We start from the raw sequence: 19878 nt of genomic DNA on the forward strand, positions 1-19878 counted from the left end.
CAATGGCAGACGTATTAGAGCGTGTATCAAAAATTATTGTAGACCGCCTTGGCGTTGATGAGGCTGACGTGAAAATGGAAGCTTCATTTAAAGAAGATTTAGGCGCTGATTCCCTTGATGTAGTTGAGCTAGTTATGGAACTTGAAGATGAGTTCGATATGGAAATTTCTGACGAAGATGCTGAAAAAATTGCAACAGTCGGTGACGCTGTGAACTACATAAATAACCAGCAATAAGCGTAACAAAGTCCCGTCTACTTTCGACGGGACTTTGAAAATTTATGTTAGTTTCAACACATTCAGCTGATCAATTGTCAGCCTTTTTCAGATGCTGGGAGCAATGTTTCCCTGCATGTAGAAAGAGAGACTCCATATAATCAGTATCCTTAAAGGCGATTACGCCTACCTGGAGGTTGCTATGCCAAAACAATATAAAGACAAACAGAAACAGAGCAAAAAACTAGAGCAATTTAGAGAATTCCAGCAGCGCATTTCTGTACACTTCAAAAATGAAAAGCTTCTATATCAAGCTTTTACCCATTCCTCTTATGTGAATGAACACCGGAAAAAGCCATACGAGGACAATGAAAGACTTGAATTTTTAGGAGATGCTGTTTTAGAATTGACCATCTCTCAATTCTTATTTGCAAAATATCCAGCGATGAGCGAGGGAGATTTAACGAAACTAAGAGCGGCGATCGTATGTGAACCGTCACTTGTATCACTAGCACATGAGCTGTCCTTCGGTGACCTTGTTCTCTTAGGAAAAGGCGAAGAAATGACAGGCGGCAGAAAACGCCCAGCCCTCTTAGCGGACGTATTCGAGGCGTTTATCGGCGCACTTTATTTAGATCAGGGACTGGAGCCAGTTGAACGGTTCCTAGAAGCGTACGTTTATCCGAAAATTAATGATGGAGCGTTCTCGCACGTCATGGACTTTAAAAGCCAACTGCAAGAATTTGTGCAGCGCGATGGAAAAGGTGTGCTTGAATACCGCATCCTGCATGAAAAAGGGCCTGCACATAACCGGGAATTTGAAGCAAATGTATCCCTTCGAGGTGAAGTGCTCGGAATCGGAAATGGACGCTCTAAAAAAGAAGCAGAACAGCACGCTGCACAGGAAGCACTTGCTAAATTGCAGAAACATCATATGAACCAATAAAATCCCCCTCGTTATTCAGGGGGATTTCACTCTGTTTTCCATCATCTTTTTTCACTTCATATGGTAAGATGATAGTACTTTAAATACATAAGGAGGATCACTCTCATGTTCCTCAAACGTTTAGACGTGATAGGATTCAAATCATTTGCACAGCGAGTGACCGTGGACTTTGTCAAAGGGGTCACAGCTGTTGTTGGACCAAACGGAAGCGGCAAAAGCAATATTACCGATGCCATCCGCTGGGTACTTGGAGAACAATCAGCGAAAAGCCTCCGCGGAGGAAAAATGGAAGATATCATTTTTGCAGGAAGTGACTCAAGGAAAAGAGTCAATCTAGCAGAAGTGACTTTAACATTAGATAACGAAGACCACTTTTTACCGATCGATTTTCACGAAGTCAGTGTGACAAGAAGGGTTTATCGTTCAGGCGAAAGTGAATTTCTCATCAACAATCAATCTGTCCGCTTAAAGGATATTATTGATCTTTTCATGGATTCAGGTCTTGGAAAAGAAGCTTTTTCAATCATCAGTCAAGGAAAGGTAGAAGAAATTCTATCAAGTAAGGCAGAAGAGAGAAGAAGCATCTTTGAAGAAGCGGCTGGTGTTTTGAAATATAAAACAAGAAAGAAAAAAGCCGAGAATAAACTGTTTGAAACGCAGGACAACTTAAACCGAGTAGAAGATATTCTGCATGAACTAGAAGATCAAGTAGAACCATTAAGAATGCAAGCCTCTATTGCAAAAGACTATTTGCAAAAAAAAGAAGAGCTTGAAAATGTCGAAATCGCCCTCACTGTCCATGACATCGAAGCACTTCATGAAAAATGGACAACACTTGGTGAAGCAGTCGAGCGCTTCAAACAAGATGAAATGAAGCAGTCTGCAGATATCCAAGCAAAAGAAGCCAAAATTGAAGAATCGAGAGACCGCATTCAAGCGCTTGACGAATCAATTAATGACCTGCAAGAAGTTCTTCTTTTCACAAGTGAAGAGTTAGAAAAACTTGAAGGAAAAAAAGAAGTGCTAAAAGAACGGAAAAAAAATGCTGCCGCAAACCAAGGGCAGCTAGAAGAAACGCTCGTTCGCTTAACTGAAAAGCAGGCACTGTTAACCGAAAAGATTGAACAGCAGAAAATCACGCGGGACAGCCTGCAAAAAGAAGTGCAGCAGCTAAAAGATGAAGTGAGCACAAAGCAGCATCAACTGTCGCTTCATAGTGAAGATGTGGAAGCTCAAATTGAACAGCTGAAAAGCGATTATTTTGATCTGCTCAATGAACAGGCTTCCATCCGTAATGAACGTAAATTACTAGAAGAACAGCAGCGACAAGCGGCGATGCAGCTAGAGCGGCTGACGCAAAATAACCAAAAACATATCGAAGAACGAGTGTCTGTCAAAGAAAAGAAAACAGAGGCTGAGCAGCAGCTTTCAGCACTGGAAGAAGACATTCTGGCACAAGTCAAACGTTTTAGAGAAGCTGAACAAAAGCTTGAGCAAATGAAACGTCAATACGAGAAAAAAGAAACGGCTCTTTACCAAGCCTATCAATACGTACAGCAGGCAAAATCAAAAAAAGAGATGCTTGAATCCATGCAGGAAGATTTCTCAGGCTTTTTCCAAGGAGTGAAAGAGGTCTTAAAGGCAAAAGAACGGTTAGGCGGTATTCACGGTGCCATTGCAGAGCTGATTCAAACGGATCAGCAGTATGAGACAGCAATTGAAATTGCGCTAGGTGCAGCCACGCAGCACGTCGTCTCAGAAAATGAAGCTGCTGCGAGACAAGCGATTGGATACTTAAAGCAGCATTCCTTTGGACGTGCAACCTTCCTGCCAATGAACGTCATCAAAGAAAGAACCATTCAGCTCAGAGATGTCCAAACAGCAGAGCAGCACGCTGCATTTATCGGTGTAGCGAGTCACCTCGTTTCCTTTGACGAAAAGTATCAAAAGGTGATTCAGAATTTACTTGGAACTGTGCTGATCGTTAGAGACTTAAAAGGCGCCAATGAATTGGCAAAAATGCTTGGACATCGTTACCGTATCGTGACCCTTGATGGAGATGTCGTGAACCCCGGCGGTTCAATGACCGGTGGCGGCGTAAAGAAAAAGAACAACTCTCTTCTTTCAAGAAACCGGGAGATCGAAACGTTAACAAAGCAGCTCGTTGAAATGGAAGAGAAAACAACGATCCTTGAAAAAGAAACAAAAGAAACGAAGCAATTGATCGGAGCAAACGAAAGCCAATTAAACGAACTGCGCCAGCGCGGCGAAACGCTTCGCGAAAAGCAGCAAGAACTCAAAGGGAAATTATACGAACTGCAAGTCGCAGAAAAAAATATCAATGCTCATCTTGAACTCTATGATCAAGAAAAAGAAGAATTGCAGCAGCGTTCTACTGAACTTGCGGATAAGGACAAAAAGCAGGTTACTCTTGAAGCCTCTATAGGTGAAAAATTGACGGCTCTTGATCAAGAGATCAATACATTAACAAAGCGTAAGCAGACGCAAAGCTCAACGAAAGAAACCATTTCTGCCGAATTAACAGAGCTGAAAATCTCGCTTGCCAAAAAAGATCAGTCCTTAGCCAATGAACAAGAAAAGCTTTCGAGCTTAATGGCTGAATTAGAAGAGGCTGAACAGACGCTGATGGAAACAAAAGAAGATCTGTCACTCTTAACAAGTGAAATGTCATCTAGTTCAAGCGGAGCCGAACAACTGGAAGAAGCGGCGAAAGAGAAGCTGGAAAACAAAAACAAAACAACCGCACTCATTTCAGAGCGGCGTAAGCAGCGTCTTGCTCTTTCTGAAACATTAGAATTCGCTGAACGTGAACTTAAAGAACAAAAGCGTTTATACAAGCAGCTCACCACAAGCTTAAAAGATGAAGAGATTAAGCTAGGCCGTATGGAAGTCGAGCTCGATAACCTGATTGCTTATTTGAACGATGAATATGCTCTTTCGTTTGAAGGAGCAAAAGAGATGTATCAGTTGACGTTATCGCCAGATGAAGCGAGAAAACGAGTGAAGCTGATCAAACTAGCGATTGAAGAACTTGGAACAGTGAACTTAGGCAGCATTGACGAGTATGAACGTGTCAATGAACGCTATCTCTTCTTAACAGAGCAGCGAAATGATCTGACAGAAGCGAAAAATACATTATTCCAAGTCATCGAAGAAATGGATCAAGAGATGACAAAGCGCTTCTCTGAGACATTCTCTCAAATTCGCAGGCACTTTGAATCTGTATTCCAAGCATTATTTGGCGGCGGAAGAGCCGATCTTAAGCTGACAGATCCAAATGATTTGCTCAACTCTGGCGTTGATATTGTCGCGCAGCCGCCAGGGAAAAAACTGCAAAACTTAAGCCTGCTTTCAGGCGGGGAGAGAGCCTTAACAGCGATCGCTTTACTATTCTCTATTTTAAAAGTGAGACCTGTTCCATTCTGCGTATTAGATGAGGTAGAAGCGGCGCTTGATGAAGCAAATGTTTTCCGTTTTGCGCAATATTTAAAGAAATACAGCGAGGAAACACAGTTCATTGTCATTACGCACCGCAAGGGAACAATGGAAGAAGCCGATGTGCTCTATGGTGTGACCATGCAGGAATCAGGTGTTTCTAAGCTTGTATCTGTCAAACTAGAAGAAACAAAAGAGCTTGTCCAGTAATTAAAGGAGGTTTTTGAACCAATGAGCTTTTTTAAGAAATTAAAAGAAAAATTTACGCAGCAAACCGATTCAGTATCTGAAAAGTTTAAAGATGGACTCGAAAAAACGAGAAACTCCTTCCAAGGAAAAGTAAATGAACTGATTTCTCGCTACCGCAAAGTCGATGAAGACTTTTTTGAAGAGCTCGAAGAGGTTCTGATCGGCGCTGATGTTGGTTTCACAACTGTGATGGAACTGATTGATGAGCTGAAAAAAGAAGTGAAATTAAGAAACATTCAAGACCCAAGTGAAGTACAAGCGGTGATTTCTGAAAAACTGGTTGACATCTACAATAGCGGAGAGGAACAAATTTCTGCGCTGAACATTGAAGACGGGCGTTTGAATATCATTTTGTTTGTAGGCGTCAACGGTGTTGGGAAAACAACGACTATCGGTAAGCTTGCAAACAAGCTGAAAAATGAAGGGAAATCCGTTATTTTAGCAGCAGGTGATACGTTCCGTGCCGGTGCGATCGAGCAGCTTGAAGTTTGGGGAGAGCGTTCAGGTGTTCCTGTCGTCAAACAAACAGCAGGCTCTGATCCAGCAGCGGTGATCTATGATGCCGTCCAATCAGCAAAAGCGAAAAATGCAGATGTCCTCATCTGCGATACAGCAGGAAGACTTCAAAACAAAGTCAACTTGATGAAAGAGCTGGAGAAAGTCAAGAGAGTCATTGAACGCGAGGTTCCAGATGCACCTCATGAAGTATTGCTCGCTCTTGATGCGACAACAGGTCAAAACGCCATGGCACAAGCCAAGGAATTTTCTAAAGCGACAAATGTGACAGGGATTGCTTTAACAAAGCTTGACGGTACTGCAAAAGGCGGAATTGTTCTTGCGATTCGAAATGAGCTGAACATCCCAGTAAAGCTTGTCGGTTTAGGTGAAAAGGTGGACGATCTGCAAGAGTTTGATGCAGAATCGTATGTGTATGGATTATTCTCAGACGTAATTGATCAACAAGACTGACAAAAAAATGCCGGCAAAACTGCTGGCATTTTTATTTATACGTAGCTTCATGAAGTGACAAGATAAAAACTTGACACACAGAAGAGAACCGTGTAAACTTAGTTGATGTAAAGGGAATGAACTTAACAAAGGGGAGAGAGCCCATGACGCTTGAAAAAACAACGAGAATGAATTACTTGTTTGACTTCTATCAATCGTTGTTGACCGCAAAGCAAAAGAGCTACATGTCGCTTTACTACCTAGACGATTTTTCCCTCGGTGAAATTGCGGATGAATATGAAGTATCAAGGCAGGCTGTTTATGATAATATTAAACGGACTGAAGCGATGCTTGAACAATATGAAGAAAAGCTGCTCTTGTTTAAGAAATTTAAAGAGCGTAAAGAACTTCTCAAAAAAATGAGAGAGCTTGTAGCTGATTCTGCGCAAACGGAAGAAGCAGAAGCTTTAATTGAATCGCTTGAGAAATTAGATTAGGAGGCGGCACAGTATGGCATTTGAAGGATTAGCCGACCGACTGCAGCAGACGATTTCAAAAATCCGCGGCAAAGGAAAAGTGTCAGAGCAAGATGTAAAAGAAATGATGCGCGAGGTACGCCTTGCCCTTCTTGAAGCTGACGTCAATTTTAAAGTAGTCAAAGACTTTGTGAAAAAAGTAAGTGAGCGGGCAGTTGGACAAGAGGTCATGAAAAGCCTTACCCCTGGACAACAGGTCATTAAAGTTGTAAAAGAAGAACTCACTGAATTAATGGGCGGAGAAGAGAGTAAGATCGCTGTAGCGAAAAAATCTCCAACAGTCATTATGATGGTTGGTCTTCAAGGGGCAGGTAAAACAACCACAACTGGGAAGCTTGCCAATTTACTTCGCAAAAAACATAATCGCAAGCCGATGATGGTGGCTGCTGATATTTATAGACCAGCAGCGATCCAGCAGCTTCAAACGCTTGGGAAACAGCTTGATATGCCGGTGTTTTCATTAGGTGATCAAGTCAGCCCTGTCGAAATTGCCAAACAGGCAATTGAAAAAGCGAAAGAAGAACACCATGATTATGTCATTTTAGATACAGCAGGACGTCTTCATATCGATGAAGAATTAATGGATGAACTTCAAAAAGTAAAAGAAGTAGCGAATCCAGAAGAAATTTTCCTAGTTGTTGACTCTATGACTGGTCAAGATGCTGTCAATGTCGCAAAAAGCTTTAATGAACAGCTTGGTTTAACAGGTGTTGTTCTCACAAAACTAGACGGTGATACAAGAGGCGGTGCAGCCCTTTCTATTCGAGCTGTCACCAATACGCCGATTAAATTCGCTGCACTAGGAGAAAAGCTTGATGCAATTGAACCATTCCATCCGGAGCGGATGGCATCAAGAATTCTTGGCATGGGAGATGTGCTCACGCTGATTGAAAAAGCACAGGCAAACGTCGACCAAGATAAAGCGAAAGAGCTTGAGCAAAAAATGCGGACAATGAGCTTCACGCTCGATGATTTCCTCGAGCAGCTTGGCCAAGTTCGCAATATGGGTCCTCTTGATGAACTGATCCAAATGATGCCGGGAGCCGGTAAAATGAAAGGGCTCAAAAACGTCCAAGTGGACGAAAAGCAGCTCAATCACATTGAAGCGATCATTAAATCAATGACGACTCAGGAAAAAGAACAGCCAGAGGTCATCAATGCAAGCCGAAGAAAACGGATTGCAAAAGGAAGCGGAACATCTGTACAGGAAGTCAATCGCCTTTTAAAGCAATTTGATGAAATGAAAAAGATGATGAAGCAAATGACCAACATGTCCAAAGGAAAGAAAAAGGGCTTTAAATTACCATTTATGTAATTGGTTATACATGATAAAACCGTTGTTAAGAAAAAACACTTTACAAACCCTTTTATCATTGTTAATATACTATCTTGTTGAAATATTTTCGGAGGTGCTAGTAAAATGGCAGTAAAAATTCGTTTAAAACGTATGGGAGCAAAAAAATCTCCTTTCTATCGTATTGTTGTAGCAGATTCTCGTTCACCACGTGACGGTCGTTTCATCGAAACAGTTGGAACTTACAACCCAGTGGTATCACCAGCTGAGGTGAAAATCAACGAAGAATTAGCGCTTAAATGGCTTCAAAATGGTGCGAAACCATCTGATACAGTTCGCAACCTTTTCTCAAGCCAAGGAATTCTTGAAAAATTTCATAATGCGAAAAACAGCAAATAATGAATGAGCTGTCCTTGGAAGAATTGATTGTGTCCATCGTCGAGCCACTTGTTGATTTCCCTGAAGATATTCACGTATCTTCATTAGAAAAAGATGAGCAGGTGATTTACACACTGTCTGTCAATGCTGAAGATACCGGAAAAGTGATCGGAAAGCAGGGACGTACAGCAAAAGCGATACGAACAGTCATTTTTGCAGCAAGTGCAGAGTCTTCTAAGAAAGTTCAACTTGAGATTGCTGACTAAAAAGGGAGAGGGCTTAGGACCTCCCCTTTTTTTACACGTTTAAATCTATTTTTCGTTATACTGTAGAGGACAAATGCCTTCGGATAGGGGGACAAAAAGGAAGATGCAGATCATTCAACATGTCACCGTGATGCAAGTATTAACTGAAAGCAGTAAGGACAAACTGTTAACGACTTTTTTGGAGAAAAAAGAAAGACTAGAACGTGAATGCAATCAATTATATTTTCAACTAAAAAAACATGAAAAAGAACCACATCAGCAAGAAGCCATCCCTCAATTTCAAAAAGCGATCGATAAAAGGCAAGAGAAGATCAGGCAGATTGATTTTCAAGTAGAGCAGCTTCATATTTTGCCGCTTGGAAGTGAAATGAAAGAAACAGAAGTGGATGCACTGGTTGAAGTAAAAATAGGTGATAAATGGGATGACAAAATGCAAGATAATGTCATCGTCGTGAAAGACGGCACCATTGTGGAAATACGTCAGGGGTGATTGAGAACATGGAGCTAGAATGGTTGAATGTTGGAAAGATCGTCAATACACACGGAGTGCGTGGAGAAGTACGCGTCGTGTCAAAGACGGATTTCCCAGAAGAGCGTTACAAAAAGGGAAGCGTGCTCTATATTTTTAAACAAGGCCAAAATGAGCCGCTGAAAGTGACTGTCGCATCACACCGCCAGCACAAACAGTTTGATTTGCTCACATTTGAAGAAATCAACTCATTAAATGAAGCAGAGCTTCTGAAAGAGTCAATCTTAAAGGTAGAAAAAGAACATCTTGGGTCATTAGACGAAGGAGAATTTTATTTCCACCAAATCATTGGCTGTGAAGTATACGATGAAGAGGACAAGCTGATCGGTCAAATCAAAGAAATTCTTACGCCAGGGGCAAATGATGTGTGGGTGATTGGAAGAAAAGGCAAAAAAGATGCCCTCATTCCATATATTCCATCTGTCGTCAAAAACATCGATATCTCATCCAAAACCGTACACATAGAAGTGATGGAAGGACTCATTGACGAATGAAAATCGATTTCTTAACTCTTTTTCCTGAAATGTTCGATGGTGTGCTTCACTCATCCATCTTAAAAAAAGCACAGGAGAAAGATGCCGTCTCATTTCAAGTCGTCAATTTTAGAGAGTATTCAGATCATAAGCATAAAACAGTGGATGACTATCCGTATGGCGGCGGTGCTGGTATGGTACTGAAAGCACAGCCCGTATTTGATGCGGTAGAAGATTTAACGAAGAAAGCAAGCACGAAGCCCCGAGTTATTCTTGTCTGTCCTCAAGGGGAAAGATATACACAAAAGAAGGCAGAAGAACTTGCAAAAGAAGAGCATCTTATGTTCATTTGCGGCCACTATGAAGGCTACGATGAGCGCATCAGGGAGCATCTTGTCACAGATGAGATCTCAATCGGAGATTTCGTCCTCACAGGCGGAGAGCTGCCAGCGATGATGATTGCAGACAGTGTGGTCAGGCTTTTGCCTCATGTGCTTGGAAAAGAAGCGTCTCACATCGAAGATTCATTCAGTACAGGTCTGCTTGAGCACCCGCACTATACAAGGCCAGCGGATTATAAAGGACTAAAAGTGCCGGATGTGCTCCTCTCTGGAAATCATGCCAAAATAGAAGAGTGGCGGCGCAAAGAATCATTGAAGCGAACCTATACAAGACGCCCAGATTTGATCGATTCTTGCAAAACGTTAACGAATGAAGAAAAAAGATGGCTTTGGCAGCTTCATAATGACTAGATTGTATTGCACACGGCATAGAGGTATGGTATGATACTACTTGTGACTTGGACGGCTTGCTGATCCAAGTTTGAAAACGATGTTCCGCTGCAATGAAGAAAGAGGACATGAGCATCTGTTGGAAGGAGTTGAAAACGATGCAACATTTGATTGAAGAAATCACAAAAGAACAATTACGCACTGATCTTCCTGCGTTCCGTCCTGGTGACACTTTACGTGTACACGTTAAAGTTGTCGAGGGTACTCGTGAGCGTATCCAGATCTTTGAAGGTGTTGTAATTAAGCGTCGTGGTGGTGGAATCAGCGAAACTTTCACAGTTCGTAAGATCTCTTACGGTGTAGGCGTTGAGCGTACATTCCCTGTACACACACCAAAAATCGCTAAGATCGAAGTTGTACGTCACGGTAAGGTACGTCGTGCGAAACTTTACTACCTACGTGAACTTCGCGGTAAAGCGGCTCGTATCAAAGAAATCAGACGATAATGATATCAAAGGAAAGAGCTTGTTACCTGTAACAGGCTCTTTTTTTGTACAATGTATAAAGATAACAGGTAGAAGAGAGAAGGTGCACATATGACGATTCAATGGTTTCCAGGCCATATGGCAAAAGCAAGACGTGAAGTCACAGAAAAATTAAAGCTCATCGACATCGTATTTGAATTAACCGATGCAAGAATTCCGATGTCCTCTAGAAACCCAATGATCGAAGAAATCCTTCAAAATAAACCCAAAATCATGCTATTAAACAAAGCAGATAAAGCAGATCCTCGTATGACAAAGGAGTGGCAGGCGCATTTTGAGCAGCAAGGCGTTCGGTCACTAGCTATTAACTCTGTCGATGGACAAGGGTTAAATCAGATCATCACAACTTCAAAAGAAATTTTAAAAGAAAAGTTCGACCGCATGAAAGCAAAAGGCGTCAAACCACGTGCCATTCGAGCACTGATTATCGGGATTCCCAACGTCGGAAAATCGACCTTAATCAATCGTTTAGCGAAAAAGAACATTGCCAAAACAGGAGACCGTCCTGGTATTACGACATCACAGCAATGGGTAAAGGTAGGGAAAGAACTAGAGCTGCTCGATACCCCTGGAATCCTCTGGCCGAAGTTTGAAGATGAGCAAGTAGGACTCAGACTTGCGGTGACCGGAGCGATCAAAGATTCGATCATCAACTTACAGGATGTCGCTGTGTATGCACTTCGTTTTCTAGAAGAGAACTACCCAGAGCGATTAAAAAAACGCTATGACCTAGCGGAGATACCTGAAGATACGGTTGAGCTGTTTGATGCAATTGGCACTAAGCGCGGCTGTCTAATGAGCGGGGGATTCATAAACTATGACAAAACCACCGAAATCATTATTCGGGATATTCGAACAGAAAAATTTGGTCCCCTCACTTTTGAGAAGCCTGAAAGCTAAAAGACACGCAGCTCATGCGGGTCTTTATTTTTTGCGAAAAACTGCCGATATAAAGAAGGAGGCTGCGAAAAAGCCTATGTACACTGTGAAACAAATAAAAGAACTAATAGAAAAGCATGCAGGCGATGAGTCATACATTCGTGAGCTTGTGAAAGATGATACGAGAAAAAGTGTCCAAAAACTCATAGAAAAGTGGCACAAAGAGAGAGAAAAGCAGCAAGCACTTCGCGTGGGATGGGATGACATGCTGCAATTTGAAAACAAAGCAAAGGCACAGGGATACACATGTATTGCGGGAATAGATGAAGCAGGAAGAGGACCGCTCGCCGGCCCAGTTGTGGCAGCAGCCGTCATACTAAAGGAAGATACAGTCCTGCTCGGTTTAAACGACTCAAAGCAATTATCTGAGAAAAAAAGATTGGCTTATTATGATTTAATTCAAAAAGAAGCACTTGATATCGGAATCGGCATTGTTGATGCGGCTACGATTGACGAAATCAATATTTACGAAGCATCAAGACTGGCGATGGTGAGAGCTGTGGAACAGTTAACTCATACACCAGATTATCTACTCATAGATGCCATGACACTCCCGCTTTCAACTCACCAAGAGAATATCATCAAAGGAGATGCAAAAAGTGCATCCATTGCAGCAGGTGCATGTATTGCGAAGGTGACAAGGGATCAGATGATGGAAGAGTATGGGCGTAAGTATCCTGAGTATCAATTTGAAAAACATAAAGGGTACGGAACGAAAGAGCACTTGGCTGCGATTCAAACACATGGTGCGGCCCCAATCCACCGATTATCGTTTGCGCCAGTGAAATCTGTTATATCATAAATTTTAATCTAAGGAGGCTGCCTGTGATGACAAGAGTTGAGGATATACATACAGCACTGAATAGCCGGCTGAATACGGCTGAATCTGTTCCATTAAACACCGAAGGGAAGGAAAATGTTCATCGGCTGATTCTCGGTAAAGTACTAAAAATGCTTGGAGATGATACAGCCCTTGTTCAAATAGGCTCAACGAAAATAAAAGCGCAGCTGGCGGCCCAGCTTAAAGCAGACGCATTTTATTGGTTCCAATTTGAACAAGAGGGCGGAGGCAGCCTCAATAAACTAAGACCCGTTCAGCAATTTGATCAAGATCCTAAGACGTTAAAGGATGCAGCAGCCAAACTATTAGAAGGACTTTCACTGAAAAATGGGCTTGAAAACATGCTGACAGCTACAGCTTTTTTAAAGGAAAAGTCCGTCATTAACGAAGGAGAGTTAAGAACGGCAGTGAAATGGATCGAACAGCTTCAAGGAGCTGATGTGAAGAAAGGGCTCCAAGCACTCCTCTTTGCTTTAAAGAAAGATTTACCGATCCAGCAAGGGGTACTTCAATCTATTTTAGCCGTGAAATCATCCTCTGCTCTTCATCAGGATATAACAGCGCTGCTAAATCAATTAACACAGCTTCCGAAGCACACAGATGCTACACAGACCCTTACACAAGCCGTTCGGTCAGTTGTAGATGCAGAGACAGCCATCCATGCAGAAAAGCTCTTATCAGTCCTTCTAGCAGCGAGAGAAGGCGAGGCGAAGCAAGGCGGTAATATACCAGTAACGACTCAGCTCAACTCGTCTCAGCAAAAAGAAAATAGCCAAGCCCCAATCGTTCAAGAGCGTCAGCCGTCCCAAGTTCTTCAGACAAACGCGCAGCAGCAGTCAACAAGTCCAAAAGAGCTGCAAATCCCGCTTCAGCAAATTGAGCGGATACTGGCCAGCTTGATGAAACAAGGTGCAGATGGGCAGCAAGAACCCAACGTAAAACAGCTCACAGCATTGCTGCACGGACTCCAGCAGGCAGGCACTCAGCCTGACGCAAAAGCAGCTGTGCTTCAAAAAGAGTTTCCATTCCTTTCGAAACCAGAGGCGAAAGCATTAGCTCAGGCGGTGCAGCAGACTGAACCAACATTAAGCAATAAAACTGATGTGCTCGATTTACTAATGACGATGAAAAAGGCAATCGGTGTGCGTGATGAAATTGGTATGCTGAAACTGCTTGAAAAAGGCAGCCAGGATGTCAAAAGTCAGGAGCTGCACCAATTAAAGCTTACCTTAAATGATGTGAGACAGGCTGATTTACCAGAGCACGTTAAAAAAGAAGTGGATCAATTATTTCATAGATTGAATGGACAGTTATTTGTGCAGCAGGAGAACCAAACCGTCAGTCAAATGATGGTTTCCTATCCTCTTTTCTCAAAACATAGTGTTCAAGATTTAACCTTTATACTAAAGGGACATAAGAAAAAAGATGGCTCTATTGATATTTCTCAGTGCCGCCTGATGTTTTATTTAAACATGGAAAACCTTGAAGAAACCTTAATAGACTGTACGATTCAGCAAAAGGTCATGTCCATTACTGTCGAGACAGCTCATGAACTGCAAGGAACCATTAATCCGATGATTCCGGCTGTTCGGGAGAATTTAAATGCTTTAGGTTACAGTTTAACGGGAATTACAGCAAAAAAGAGACAAGAGCCAGTAGATCCGTCTCAATTTCTAGATGAACACTTTCATAAAATCAGCGAGAAAGGGCTGGACTTACGAGTATGAAGGATTCAAAACCGCTTAGAAGAGCGGTCGCTCTGCATTACGATGAAGAAAAACAAAAGGCGCCAAAAGTCGTTGCAACAGGCAGCGGCTATGTGGCAGATCATATTATTGAAGAAGCAAAAAAGTCGGGAGTCCCTATTCAAGAAGACCGTAATTTAGTCGAACTCATGCGCCACTTAACGTTAGATGAGGAGATCCCTGAAGCGTTATACGATACTGTAGCAGAAATTTTTTCGTTTATCTACAGGTTAGATCAAAAAATGAAAAAATAAGGTAAAATAAGTGATTTGACTGAAAAATTTATATTTTTAATAAAATAAAAGTTTGAATGTTTAGAAGGATTTTACGATTTTACATAGAACCCTAGACATTCTCTTTTTTATTCTTTAAAATGAAAGCGCAGTCTATTTTATAATTTTTGTTTCTACATATGTTGGGAGGATGGGAAATGAATATCCATGAGTACCAAGGAAAAGAAATCCTAAGAAAATATGGGGTTTCAGTTCCAAATGGTAAAGTAGCATTTACACCTGATGAAGCAGTGAAAGCATCAGAAGAGCTAGGGAGCTCTGTATATGTCGTAAAAGCACAGATTCATGCAGGCGGCCGTGGTAAAGCAGGCGGGGTAAAAATTGCAAAAACGAAAGATGAAGTGAAAGGGTTTGCAGAGGAATTGCTCGGCAAGACACTTGTCACACATCAAACAGGGCCTGAAGGGCGCGAAATAAAACGCTTACTTATTGAAGAAGGCTGCGATATTCAAAAGGAATACTATGTTGGACTAGTTTTGGACAGAGCGACATCAAGAATTGTATTGATGGCATCTGAAGAAGGCGGTACTGAAATTGAAGAAGTAGCAGAAAAAACGCCAGAAAAAATCGTCAAAGTTGTCATCGACCCAGCGATTGGCCTGCAAGGCTATCAGGCGAGAGAAGTAGCATTTAAAATTAATATTCCAACAAAATTAGTTGGCCAAGCTGTTAAGTTTATGACAAGCCTTTACAATGCGTTTATTGAAAAAGATTGTTCAATTGCTGAGATTAATCCACTGGTTGTAACAGGCGATGGAAAAGTCATGGCACTTGATGCAAAATTAAACTTTGATAGCAATGCCTTATATAGACAAAAAGATATATTAGAATACCGTGACCTTGATGAAGAGGATCCAAAAGAAATTGAAGCATCTAAATATGACTTAAGCTACATTTCTCTAGATGGAAATATTGGCTGTATGGTCAATGGAGCAGGTCTTGCGATGTCTACAATGGATATCATCAAGCATTACGGCGGGGACCCTGCAAACTTCCTAGATGTTGGCGGCGGTGCAACAGCTGAAAAAGTAACGGAAGCATTTAAAATCATCTTATCTGATCAAAATGTAAAAGGGATTTTCGTGAACATTTTTGGCGGCATCATGAAATGTGATGTCATTGCAGAAGGTGTTGTTGAAGCGACGAAACAAGTCGGCTTAACATTACCACTTGTTGTACGTCTGGAAGGAACAAACGTTGAATTAGGGAAGAAAATCCTGAGTGATTCAGGCTTAAATATCACTTCTGCTGAGTCTATGGCTGACGGGGCAGAAAAGATTGTATCTTTAGTCAAGTAGAGCAGAAAGGCAGGGAACCTAAATGAGTGTATTTATTAATAAAAATACGAGAGTAATTGTTCAGGGGATTACCGGTTCAACCGCATTGTTCCATACAAAACAAATGATTGAGTACGGAACAAATATTGTTGGCGGTGTCACACCTGGAAAAGGTGGAACTGAAGTAGAAGGAGTTCCTGTATTTAATACTGTATCTGAAGCAGTTCAGACAACTGGAGCGAACGCTTCTGTTATCTATGTACCAGCACCATTTGCGGCAGATGCCATTTTAGAGGCTGTTGACGCAGAAGTCGATCTCGTCATTTGTATCACAGAACATATTCCAGTTCTGGACATGGTCAAAGTGAAGCGTTACATGGAAGGTAAGAAAACAAGACTTGTTGGACCAAACTGCCCAGGTGTCATCACACCTGAAGAATGTAAAATTGGTATCATGCCTGGCTACATTCATAAAAAAGGTCATGTGGGTGTTGTTTCTCGTTCTGGAACGCTTACATATGAAGCGGTACATCAGCTTTCAGAAGCTGGCGTTGGTCAATCGACAGCTGTAGGCATCGGGGGGGACCCGGTAAATGGGACAAACTTTATTGATGTGTTAAAAGCATTCAATGAAGATCCTGAAACGCATGCTGTGATTATGATCGGTGAAATCGGTGGTACGGCTGAAGAAGAAGCAGCTGAATGGGTAAAAGCAAATATGACTAAACCAGTCGTAGGCTTTATTGGCGGTAAAACGGCGCCTCCAGGAAAACGTATGGGACATGCTGGTGCCATTATTTCTGGTGGTAAAGGAACAGCTGATGAAAAAGTAAAAACAATGCGTGAATGTGGAATTGAAGTGGCAGAAACACCATCTGTCATGGGAGAAACGTTGATTAAAGTATTAAAAGAGAAGAATCTCTTCGAAGCTTGTAAAACGCATTAATGACACAAGAAGACTTGTTCTTTGACAAGTCTTCTTCTTTCTATCTTAAACTGGAGGAATGGTATGTACAACGTGTCCGAAAGAATGATTTTTCACCGCTTAAAAGGCCTCATCTCACCCTCATTACTTACAAAATGGTGGAAAGTCGATCCTGAGCTATATATAAATGAAGAAACACATCATTTTAAACAGGATCGAGCATTACAAACGATCGACTTTACCCGCTTAAAACAAGCTGAAGAAAATGAATTCCCCATTTTTCAACACATCGTTCAAGCCTATTTAAAGCAAAACATTCACATGATTCCCATCACATCACCCTTATATCCAAGCACTCTAAAAAATATTTATGATCCTCCCCCTGTGTTATTCCTAAAAGGAAACGTATCATATTTAAATGAAGAAAAAAGTTTAGGTGTAGTCGGCACGCGACTTCCATCATCTTATGGAGAAGCATGTGTGAAAAAAATTGTTGGTGAGCTTGTCAAAGAAGAGTGGATGATTGTTAGTGGGCTAGCTAAAGGAATCGATGGACTGGCACATAAAGAGTGCATCAGGAAAAAAGGGAAAACGATTGGCATTATAGCCGGTGGCTTTCAGCATTTATACCCAAAAGAGCATGCGCAAATGGCTCAATACATGGGCGAGCATCATTTGCTTTTGTCAGAGCATCCGCCTTATGTCAAACCAGAAAAGTGGCATTTTCCAATGAGAAATCGTTTAATTAGTGCGTTGACGAGAGGAACCATTGTCATTCAGTGCAAAGAAAAGAGCGGTTCTCTTATTACAGCCTATCAAGCACTTGAGCAAGGAAAAGAAGTATTTGCGGTTGCCGGTTCCATCTTTGATCCTAATTCCACAGGACCGGCAAGACTCATTCAGCAGGGAGCAAAGCTTGTTCATTCTACAAAGGATATTTTAGAGGAATTCTCCTTCCGCAGCGTTCAATATACTGAACTCTCATAAAAATATCGTTTGACAAAAGACATCGGAATATTTAATAATAGTGAGGATTTAAGTTTACACTTTGTTTTTCGTGTTTATAATGATGTTCATCATAAAGAATTTTTAACGATTGCCTGTTAGATAGGTGCAATTAACATAAATATGAATTGTGAAATGTATAAAGAGAGAACACCTCTTAAGGGGGATTTTGAGTATGGCTGATTATTTAGTCATCGTTGAGTCGCCAGCAAAGGCGAAAACGATTGAGCGTTATTTAGGAAAAAAGTATAAAGTAAAAGCTTCAATGGGACACGTCAGGGATTTACCGAAAAGTCAGCTCGGTGTTGACACTGATCATGACTTCGAACCGAGATATATTACGATTCGCGGGAAAGGCCCAGTTCTAAAGGAATTAAAAACAGCGGCGAAAAAAGCAAAGAAAGTCTTTCTCGCGGCTGACCCCGATAGAGAGGGAGAAGCGATTGCTTGGCATTTAGCACATAGCCTTGACCTTGACCTCTCTTCTGACTGCCGTGTTGTTTTTAACGAGATTACAAAAGATGCGATTAAAGATTCCTTTAAGCATCCTCGTATGATCGATATGGACTTAGTTGATGCACAGCAGGCAAGACGAATTTTAGATCGTCTCGTTGGGTATAAAATCAGTCCGATTTTATGGAAGAAAGTGAAAAAGGGTTTAAGTGCTGGCCGTGTTCAATCAGTTGCACTTCGACTCATTATTGATCGCGAGAATGAAATTAATGAATTTAAACCAGAAGAATACTGGACAATTGACGGTACATTCCTCAAAGGAAAAGAAAGCTTCGAAGCAAGTTTCTTTGGCCTCAACGGGAAAAAGCATCCACTGAAAACAAAAGAAGATGTAAAAGAAATCCTTTCGAAATTAAAGGGAAGCAAATTCTCTGTAGAGAAAGTAACGAAAAAAGAGCGAAAGCGTAATCCAGCTGTTCCGTTTACGACTTCTACTTTACAGCAGGAGGCTGCAAGAAAATTAAACTTCCGTGCGAAAAAGACGATGATGATTGCACAGCAATTATATGAAGGAATTGATCTTGGTAAAGAAGGTACAGTCGGTCTCATCACTTATATGAGAACGGACTCAACACGTATTTCAAATACGGCGATTGAAGAAGTATCTGCTTTCATTGATCAGACGTACGGCAAGAATTTCTTAAATACAACAAAACGAACGGCTAAAAAGAATGAAAACGCACAAGATGCTCACGAAGCCATCCGTCCGACTTCTACGTTAAGAAAACCGGCAGATGTCAAGCATGTGCTAAGCCGTGATCAGCTTCGCCTGTACAAATTGATTTGGGAACGATTCGTGGCAAGCCAAATGGCGCCGGCTGTTCTTGATACAATGAGTGTGGATCTTGATCATAATGGTCTTACTTTCCGTGCGAATGGAAGTAAAGTGAAATTCCCTGGGTTTATGAAGGTTTATGTAGAAGGGAAGGACGACCAGCTCGAGGAAAAGGACAAAATGCTTCCTGATCTGAAAGAAGGGGATACAGTCCTTTCAAAAGATATCGAACCTGAACAGCATTTCACACAGCCGCCTCCACGCTACACAGAGGCAAGATTGGTCAAAACACTTGAAGAGCTCGGTATAGGCCGTCCATCTACGTATGCACCAACATTAGATACGATTCAAAAGCGCGGTTATGTCGCGCTTGATAATAAACGATTTACTCCGACAGAGCTTGGAGAGATTGTACTCAACTTAATCATCGAATTCTTTCCTGAAATCATTAACGTTGAATTTACAGCGAAAATGGAAAAGGAACTTGATAGTGTTGAAGAAGGTACGATCGAATGGGTTCGTATTATCGACAGCTTCTATCAAGACTTTGCAAAACGGGTAGAAAAAGCTGAAGCAGAGATGCAAGAAGTTGAGATTGAGCCGGAATACGCAGGTGTTGATTGTGAAGAGTGCGGACATCCGATGGTGTACAAAATGGGTAGATACGGCAAGTTCATGGCGTGCTCTAACTTTCCTGACTGCCGTAACACAAAACCAATTGTCAAAGATATCGGTGTCAAATGCCCGTCATGTCATGAAGGAAACATCGTTGAACGAAAATCGAAGAAACGCCGCATTTTTTACGGCTGTGATCGTTTTCCAGAGTGTGAATTCGTTTCTTGGGACAAACCAATTGAAAGAAAGTGTCCAAAATGCGAAAATATGCTTGTAGAGAAAAAGCTGAAAAAAGGCGTTCAAGTTCAATGTGTGAACTGTGATTATAAAGAGGAACAACAAAAATAGCGGTGAGCAGCCTTGTTCACCTGCTTTTTTATGTCA

20 protein-coding genes are annotated in these 19878 nt (G+C 41.6%); all 20 read left to right on the plus strand.

Annotated features, from left to right (window positions below):
- The first annotated feature begins 2 nt into the window (after positions 1-2).
- Positions 3-236 carry an acyl carrier protein gene (gene acpP / locus QR42_RS07615; protein ID WP_008344853.1) on the plus strand — a complete coding sequence of 78 codons (234 nt, stop codon included), beginning with the start codon at positions 3-5 and terminating at the stop codon, positions 234-236.
- A gap of 181 nt (positions 237-417) precedes the next feature.
- Positions 418-1161: a ribonuclease III gene (gene rnc, locus QR42_RS07620; RefSeq protein ID WP_008344850.1), complete on the plus strand. Its 744-nt coding sequence runs from the start codon at positions 418-420 to the stop codon at positions 1159-1161.
- A 105-nt stretch (positions 1162-1266) separates the two neighbouring features.
- A complete protein-coding gene (gene smc, locus QR42_RS07625; RefSeq protein ID WP_039178489.1) occupies positions 1267-4827 on the plus strand; it encodes a chromosome segregation protein SMC in 3561 nt (1186 codons plus the stop codon).
- A gap of 21 nt (positions 4828-4848) precedes the next feature.
- A complete protein-coding gene (gene ftsY / locus QR42_RS07630) occupies positions 4849-5835 on the plus strand; it encodes a signal recognition particle-docking protein FtsY (RefSeq protein ID WP_024424194.1) in 987 nt (328 codons plus the stop codon).
- A 143-nt stretch (positions 5836-5978) separates the two neighbouring features.
- Complete coding sequence (locus QR42_RS07635; RefSeq protein WP_012009935.1) at positions 5979-6311, plus strand: putative DNA-binding protein; 333 nt, start codon at positions 5979-5981, stop codon at positions 6309-6311.
- 13 nt (positions 6312-6324) lie between these two features.
- Positions 6325-7665, plus strand: a complete 1341-nt coding sequence (gene ffh / locus QR42_RS07640; RefSeq protein ID WP_024426967.1) for a signal recognition particle protein — start codon at positions 6325-6327, stop codon at positions 7663-7665.
- Between the two features lie 105 nt (positions 7666-7770).
- Positions 7771-8043 carry a 30S ribosomal protein S16 gene (gene rpsP / locus QR42_RS07645; RefSeq protein ID WP_008344841.1) on the plus strand — a complete coding sequence of 91 codons (273 nt, stop codon included), beginning with the start codon at positions 7771-7773 and terminating at the stop codon, positions 8041-8043.
- Positions 8043-8288, plus strand: a complete 246-nt coding sequence (locus tag QR42_RS07650) for a KH domain-containing protein (RefSeq protein ID WP_024424192.1) — start codon at positions 8043-8045, stop codon at positions 8286-8288. The genes rpsP and QR42_RS07650 overlap by 1 nt, the downstream gene beginning before the upstream one ends.
- A 103-nt stretch (positions 8289-8391) precedes the next feature.
- Positions 8392-8778 carry a YlqD family protein gene (locus tag QR42_RS07655; RefSeq protein WP_024424191.1) on the plus strand — a complete coding sequence of 129 codons (387 nt, stop codon included), beginning with the start codon at positions 8392-8394 and terminating at the stop codon, positions 8776-8778.
- An 8-nt stretch (positions 8779-8786) separates the two neighbouring features.
- Positions 8787-9311, plus strand: a complete 525-nt coding sequence (gene rimM / locus QR42_RS07660; protein ID WP_039178492.1) for a ribosome maturation factor RimM — start codon at positions 8787-8789, stop codon at positions 9309-9311.
- Positions 9308-10042, plus strand: a complete 735-nt coding sequence (gene trmD, locus QR42_RS07665) for a tRNA (guanosine(37)-N1)-methyltransferase TrmD (protein WP_039178494.1) — start codon at positions 9308-9310, stop codon at positions 10040-10042. Before rimM ends, trmD begins: the two co-directional genes overlap by 4 nt.
- A gap of 137 nt (positions 10043-10179) precedes the next feature.
- Positions 10180-10527 carry a 50S ribosomal protein L19 gene (gene rplS / locus QR42_RS07670; protein WP_008354510.1) on the plus strand — a complete coding sequence of 116 codons (348 nt, stop codon included), beginning with the start codon at positions 10180-10182 and terminating at the stop codon, positions 10525-10527.
- A 90-nt stretch (positions 10528-10617) separates the two neighbouring features.
- Positions 10618-11466 carry a ribosome biogenesis GTPase YlqF gene (gene ylqF, locus QR42_RS07675; protein WP_024424188.1) on the plus strand — a complete coding sequence of 283 codons (849 nt, stop codon included), beginning with the start codon at positions 10618-10620 and terminating at the stop codon, positions 11464-11466.
- A 76-nt stretch (positions 11467-11542) separates the two neighbouring features.
- A complete protein-coding gene (locus QR42_RS07680; protein ID WP_039178498.1) occupies positions 11543-12307 on the plus strand; it encodes a ribonuclease HII in 765 nt (254 codons plus the stop codon).
- Between the two features lie 26 nt (positions 12308-12333).
- Complete coding sequence (locus QR42_RS07685; RefSeq protein WP_039178501.1) at positions 12334-14073, plus strand: hypothetical protein; 1740 nt, start codon at positions 12334-12336, stop codon at positions 14071-14073.
- Complete coding sequence (locus tag QR42_RS07690) at positions 14070-14345, plus strand: FlhB-like flagellar biosynthesis protein (protein ID WP_003211418.1); 276 nt, start codon at positions 14070-14072, stop codon at positions 14343-14345. The genes QR42_RS07685 and QR42_RS07690 overlap by 4 nt, the downstream gene beginning before the upstream one ends.
- 176 nt (positions 14346-14521) lie before the next feature.
- Positions 14522-15682 (plus strand): ADP-forming succinate--CoA ligase subunit beta, encoded by a 1161-nt coding sequence (sucC, locus tag QR42_RS07695; protein WP_024426972.1) that lies wholly within the window; start codon positions 14522-14524, stop codon positions 15680-15682.
- A 22-nt stretch (positions 15683-15704) separates the two neighbouring features.
- Complete coding sequence (gene sucD / locus QR42_RS07700) at positions 15705-16607, plus strand: succinate--CoA ligase subunit alpha (protein WP_007499624.1); 903 nt, start codon at positions 15705-15707, stop codon at positions 16605-16607.
- A 63-nt stretch (positions 16608-16670) separates the two neighbouring features.
- Positions 16671-17573 carry a DNA-processing protein DprA gene (dprA, locus tag QR42_RS07705; RefSeq protein WP_039178503.1) on the plus strand — a complete coding sequence of 301 codons (903 nt, stop codon included), beginning with the start codon at positions 16671-16673 and terminating at the stop codon, positions 17571-17573.
- A gap of 193 nt (positions 17574-17766) precedes the next feature.
- Positions 17767-19842, plus strand: a complete 2076-nt coding sequence (gene topA / locus QR42_RS07710) for a type I DNA topoisomerase (protein ID WP_039178505.1) — start codon at positions 17767-17769, stop codon at positions 19840-19842.
- The last annotated feature ends 36 nt before the right edge of the window (positions 19843-19878 follow it).

It is taken from the genome of Bacillus sp. WP8 (genome assembly GCF_000800825.1).
Classification (GTDB): Bacteria; Bacillota; Bacilli; order Bacillales; family Bacillaceae; genus Bacillus; species Bacillus safensis.

What these genes read in the sequence shown, in the direction of transcription:
- acpP (WP_008344853.1), top strand. Translation starts at nt 3, where the DNA reads ATGGCAGACGTATTAGAGCGTGTATCAAAAATTATTGTAGACCGCCTT.
- rnc (WP_008344850.1), top strand. Translation starts at nt 418, where the DNA reads ATGCCAAAACAATATAAAGACAAACAGAAACAGAGCAAAAAACTAGAG.
- smc (WP_039178489.1), top strand. Translation starts at nt 1,267, where the DNA reads ATGTTCCTCAAACGTTTAGACGTGATAGGATTCAAATCATTTGCACAG.
- ftsY (WP_024424194.1), top strand. Translation starts at nt 4,849, where the DNA reads ATGAGCTTTTTTAAGAAATTAAAAGAAAAATTTACGCAGCAAACCGAT.
- QR42_RS07635 (WP_012009935.1), top strand. Translation starts at nt 5,979, where the DNA reads ATGACGCTTGAAAAAACAACGAGAATGAATTACTTGTTTGACTTCTAT.
- ffh (WP_024426967.1), top strand. Translation starts at nt 6,325, where the DNA reads ATGGCATTTGAAGGATTAGCCGACCGACTGCAGCAGACGATTTCAAAA.
- rpsP (WP_008344841.1), top strand. Translation starts at nt 7,771, where the DNA reads ATGGCAGTAAAAATTCGTTTAAAACGTATGGGAGCAAAAAAATCTCCT.
- QR42_RS07650 (WP_024424192.1), top strand. Translation starts at nt 8,043, where the DNA reads ATGAATGAGCTGTCCTTGGAAGAATTGATTGTGTCCATCGTCGAGCCA.
- QR42_RS07655 (WP_024424191.1), top strand. Translation starts at nt 8,392, where the DNA reads ATGCAGATCATTCAACATGTCACCGTGATGCAAGTATTAACTGAAAGC.
- rimM (WP_039178492.1), top strand. Translation starts at nt 8,787, where the DNA reads ATGGAGCTAGAATGGTTGAATGTTGGAAAGATCGTCAATACACACGGA.
- trmD (WP_039178494.1), top strand. Translation starts at nt 9,308, where the DNA reads ATGAAAATCGATTTCTTAACTCTTTTTCCTGAAATGTTCGATGGTGTG.
- rplS (WP_008354510.1), top strand. Translation starts at nt 10,180, where the DNA reads ATGCAACATTTGATTGAAGAAATCACAAAAGAACAATTACGCACTGAT.
- ylqF (WP_024424188.1), top strand. Translation starts at nt 10,618, where the DNA reads ATGACGATTCAATGGTTTCCAGGCCATATGGCAAAAGCAAGACGTGAA.
- QR42_RS07680 (WP_039178498.1), top strand. Translation starts at nt 11,543, where the DNA reads ATGTACACTGTGAAACAAATAAAAGAACTAATAGAAAAGCATGCAGGC.
- QR42_RS07685 (WP_039178501.1), top strand. Translation starts at nt 12,334, where the DNA reads ATGACAAGAGTTGAGGATATACATACAGCACTGAATAGCCGGCTGAAT.
- QR42_RS07690 (WP_003211418.1), top strand. Translation starts at nt 14,070, where the DNA reads ATGAAGGATTCAAAACCGCTTAGAAGAGCGGTCGCTCTGCATTACGAT.
- sucC (WP_024426972.1), top strand. Translation starts at nt 14,522, where the DNA reads ATGAATATCCATGAGTACCAAGGAAAAGAAATCCTAAGAAAATATGGG.
- sucD (WP_007499624.1), top strand. Translation starts at nt 15,705, where the DNA reads ATGAGTGTATTTATTAATAAAAATACGAGAGTAATTGTTCAGGGGATT.
- dprA (WP_039178503.1), top strand. Translation starts at nt 16,671, where the DNA reads ATGTACAACGTGTCCGAAAGAATGATTTTTCACCGCTTAAAAGGCCTC.
- topA (WP_039178505.1), top strand. Translation starts at nt 17,767, where the DNA reads ATGGCTGATTATTTAGTCATCGTTGAGTCGCCAGCAAAGGCGAAAACG.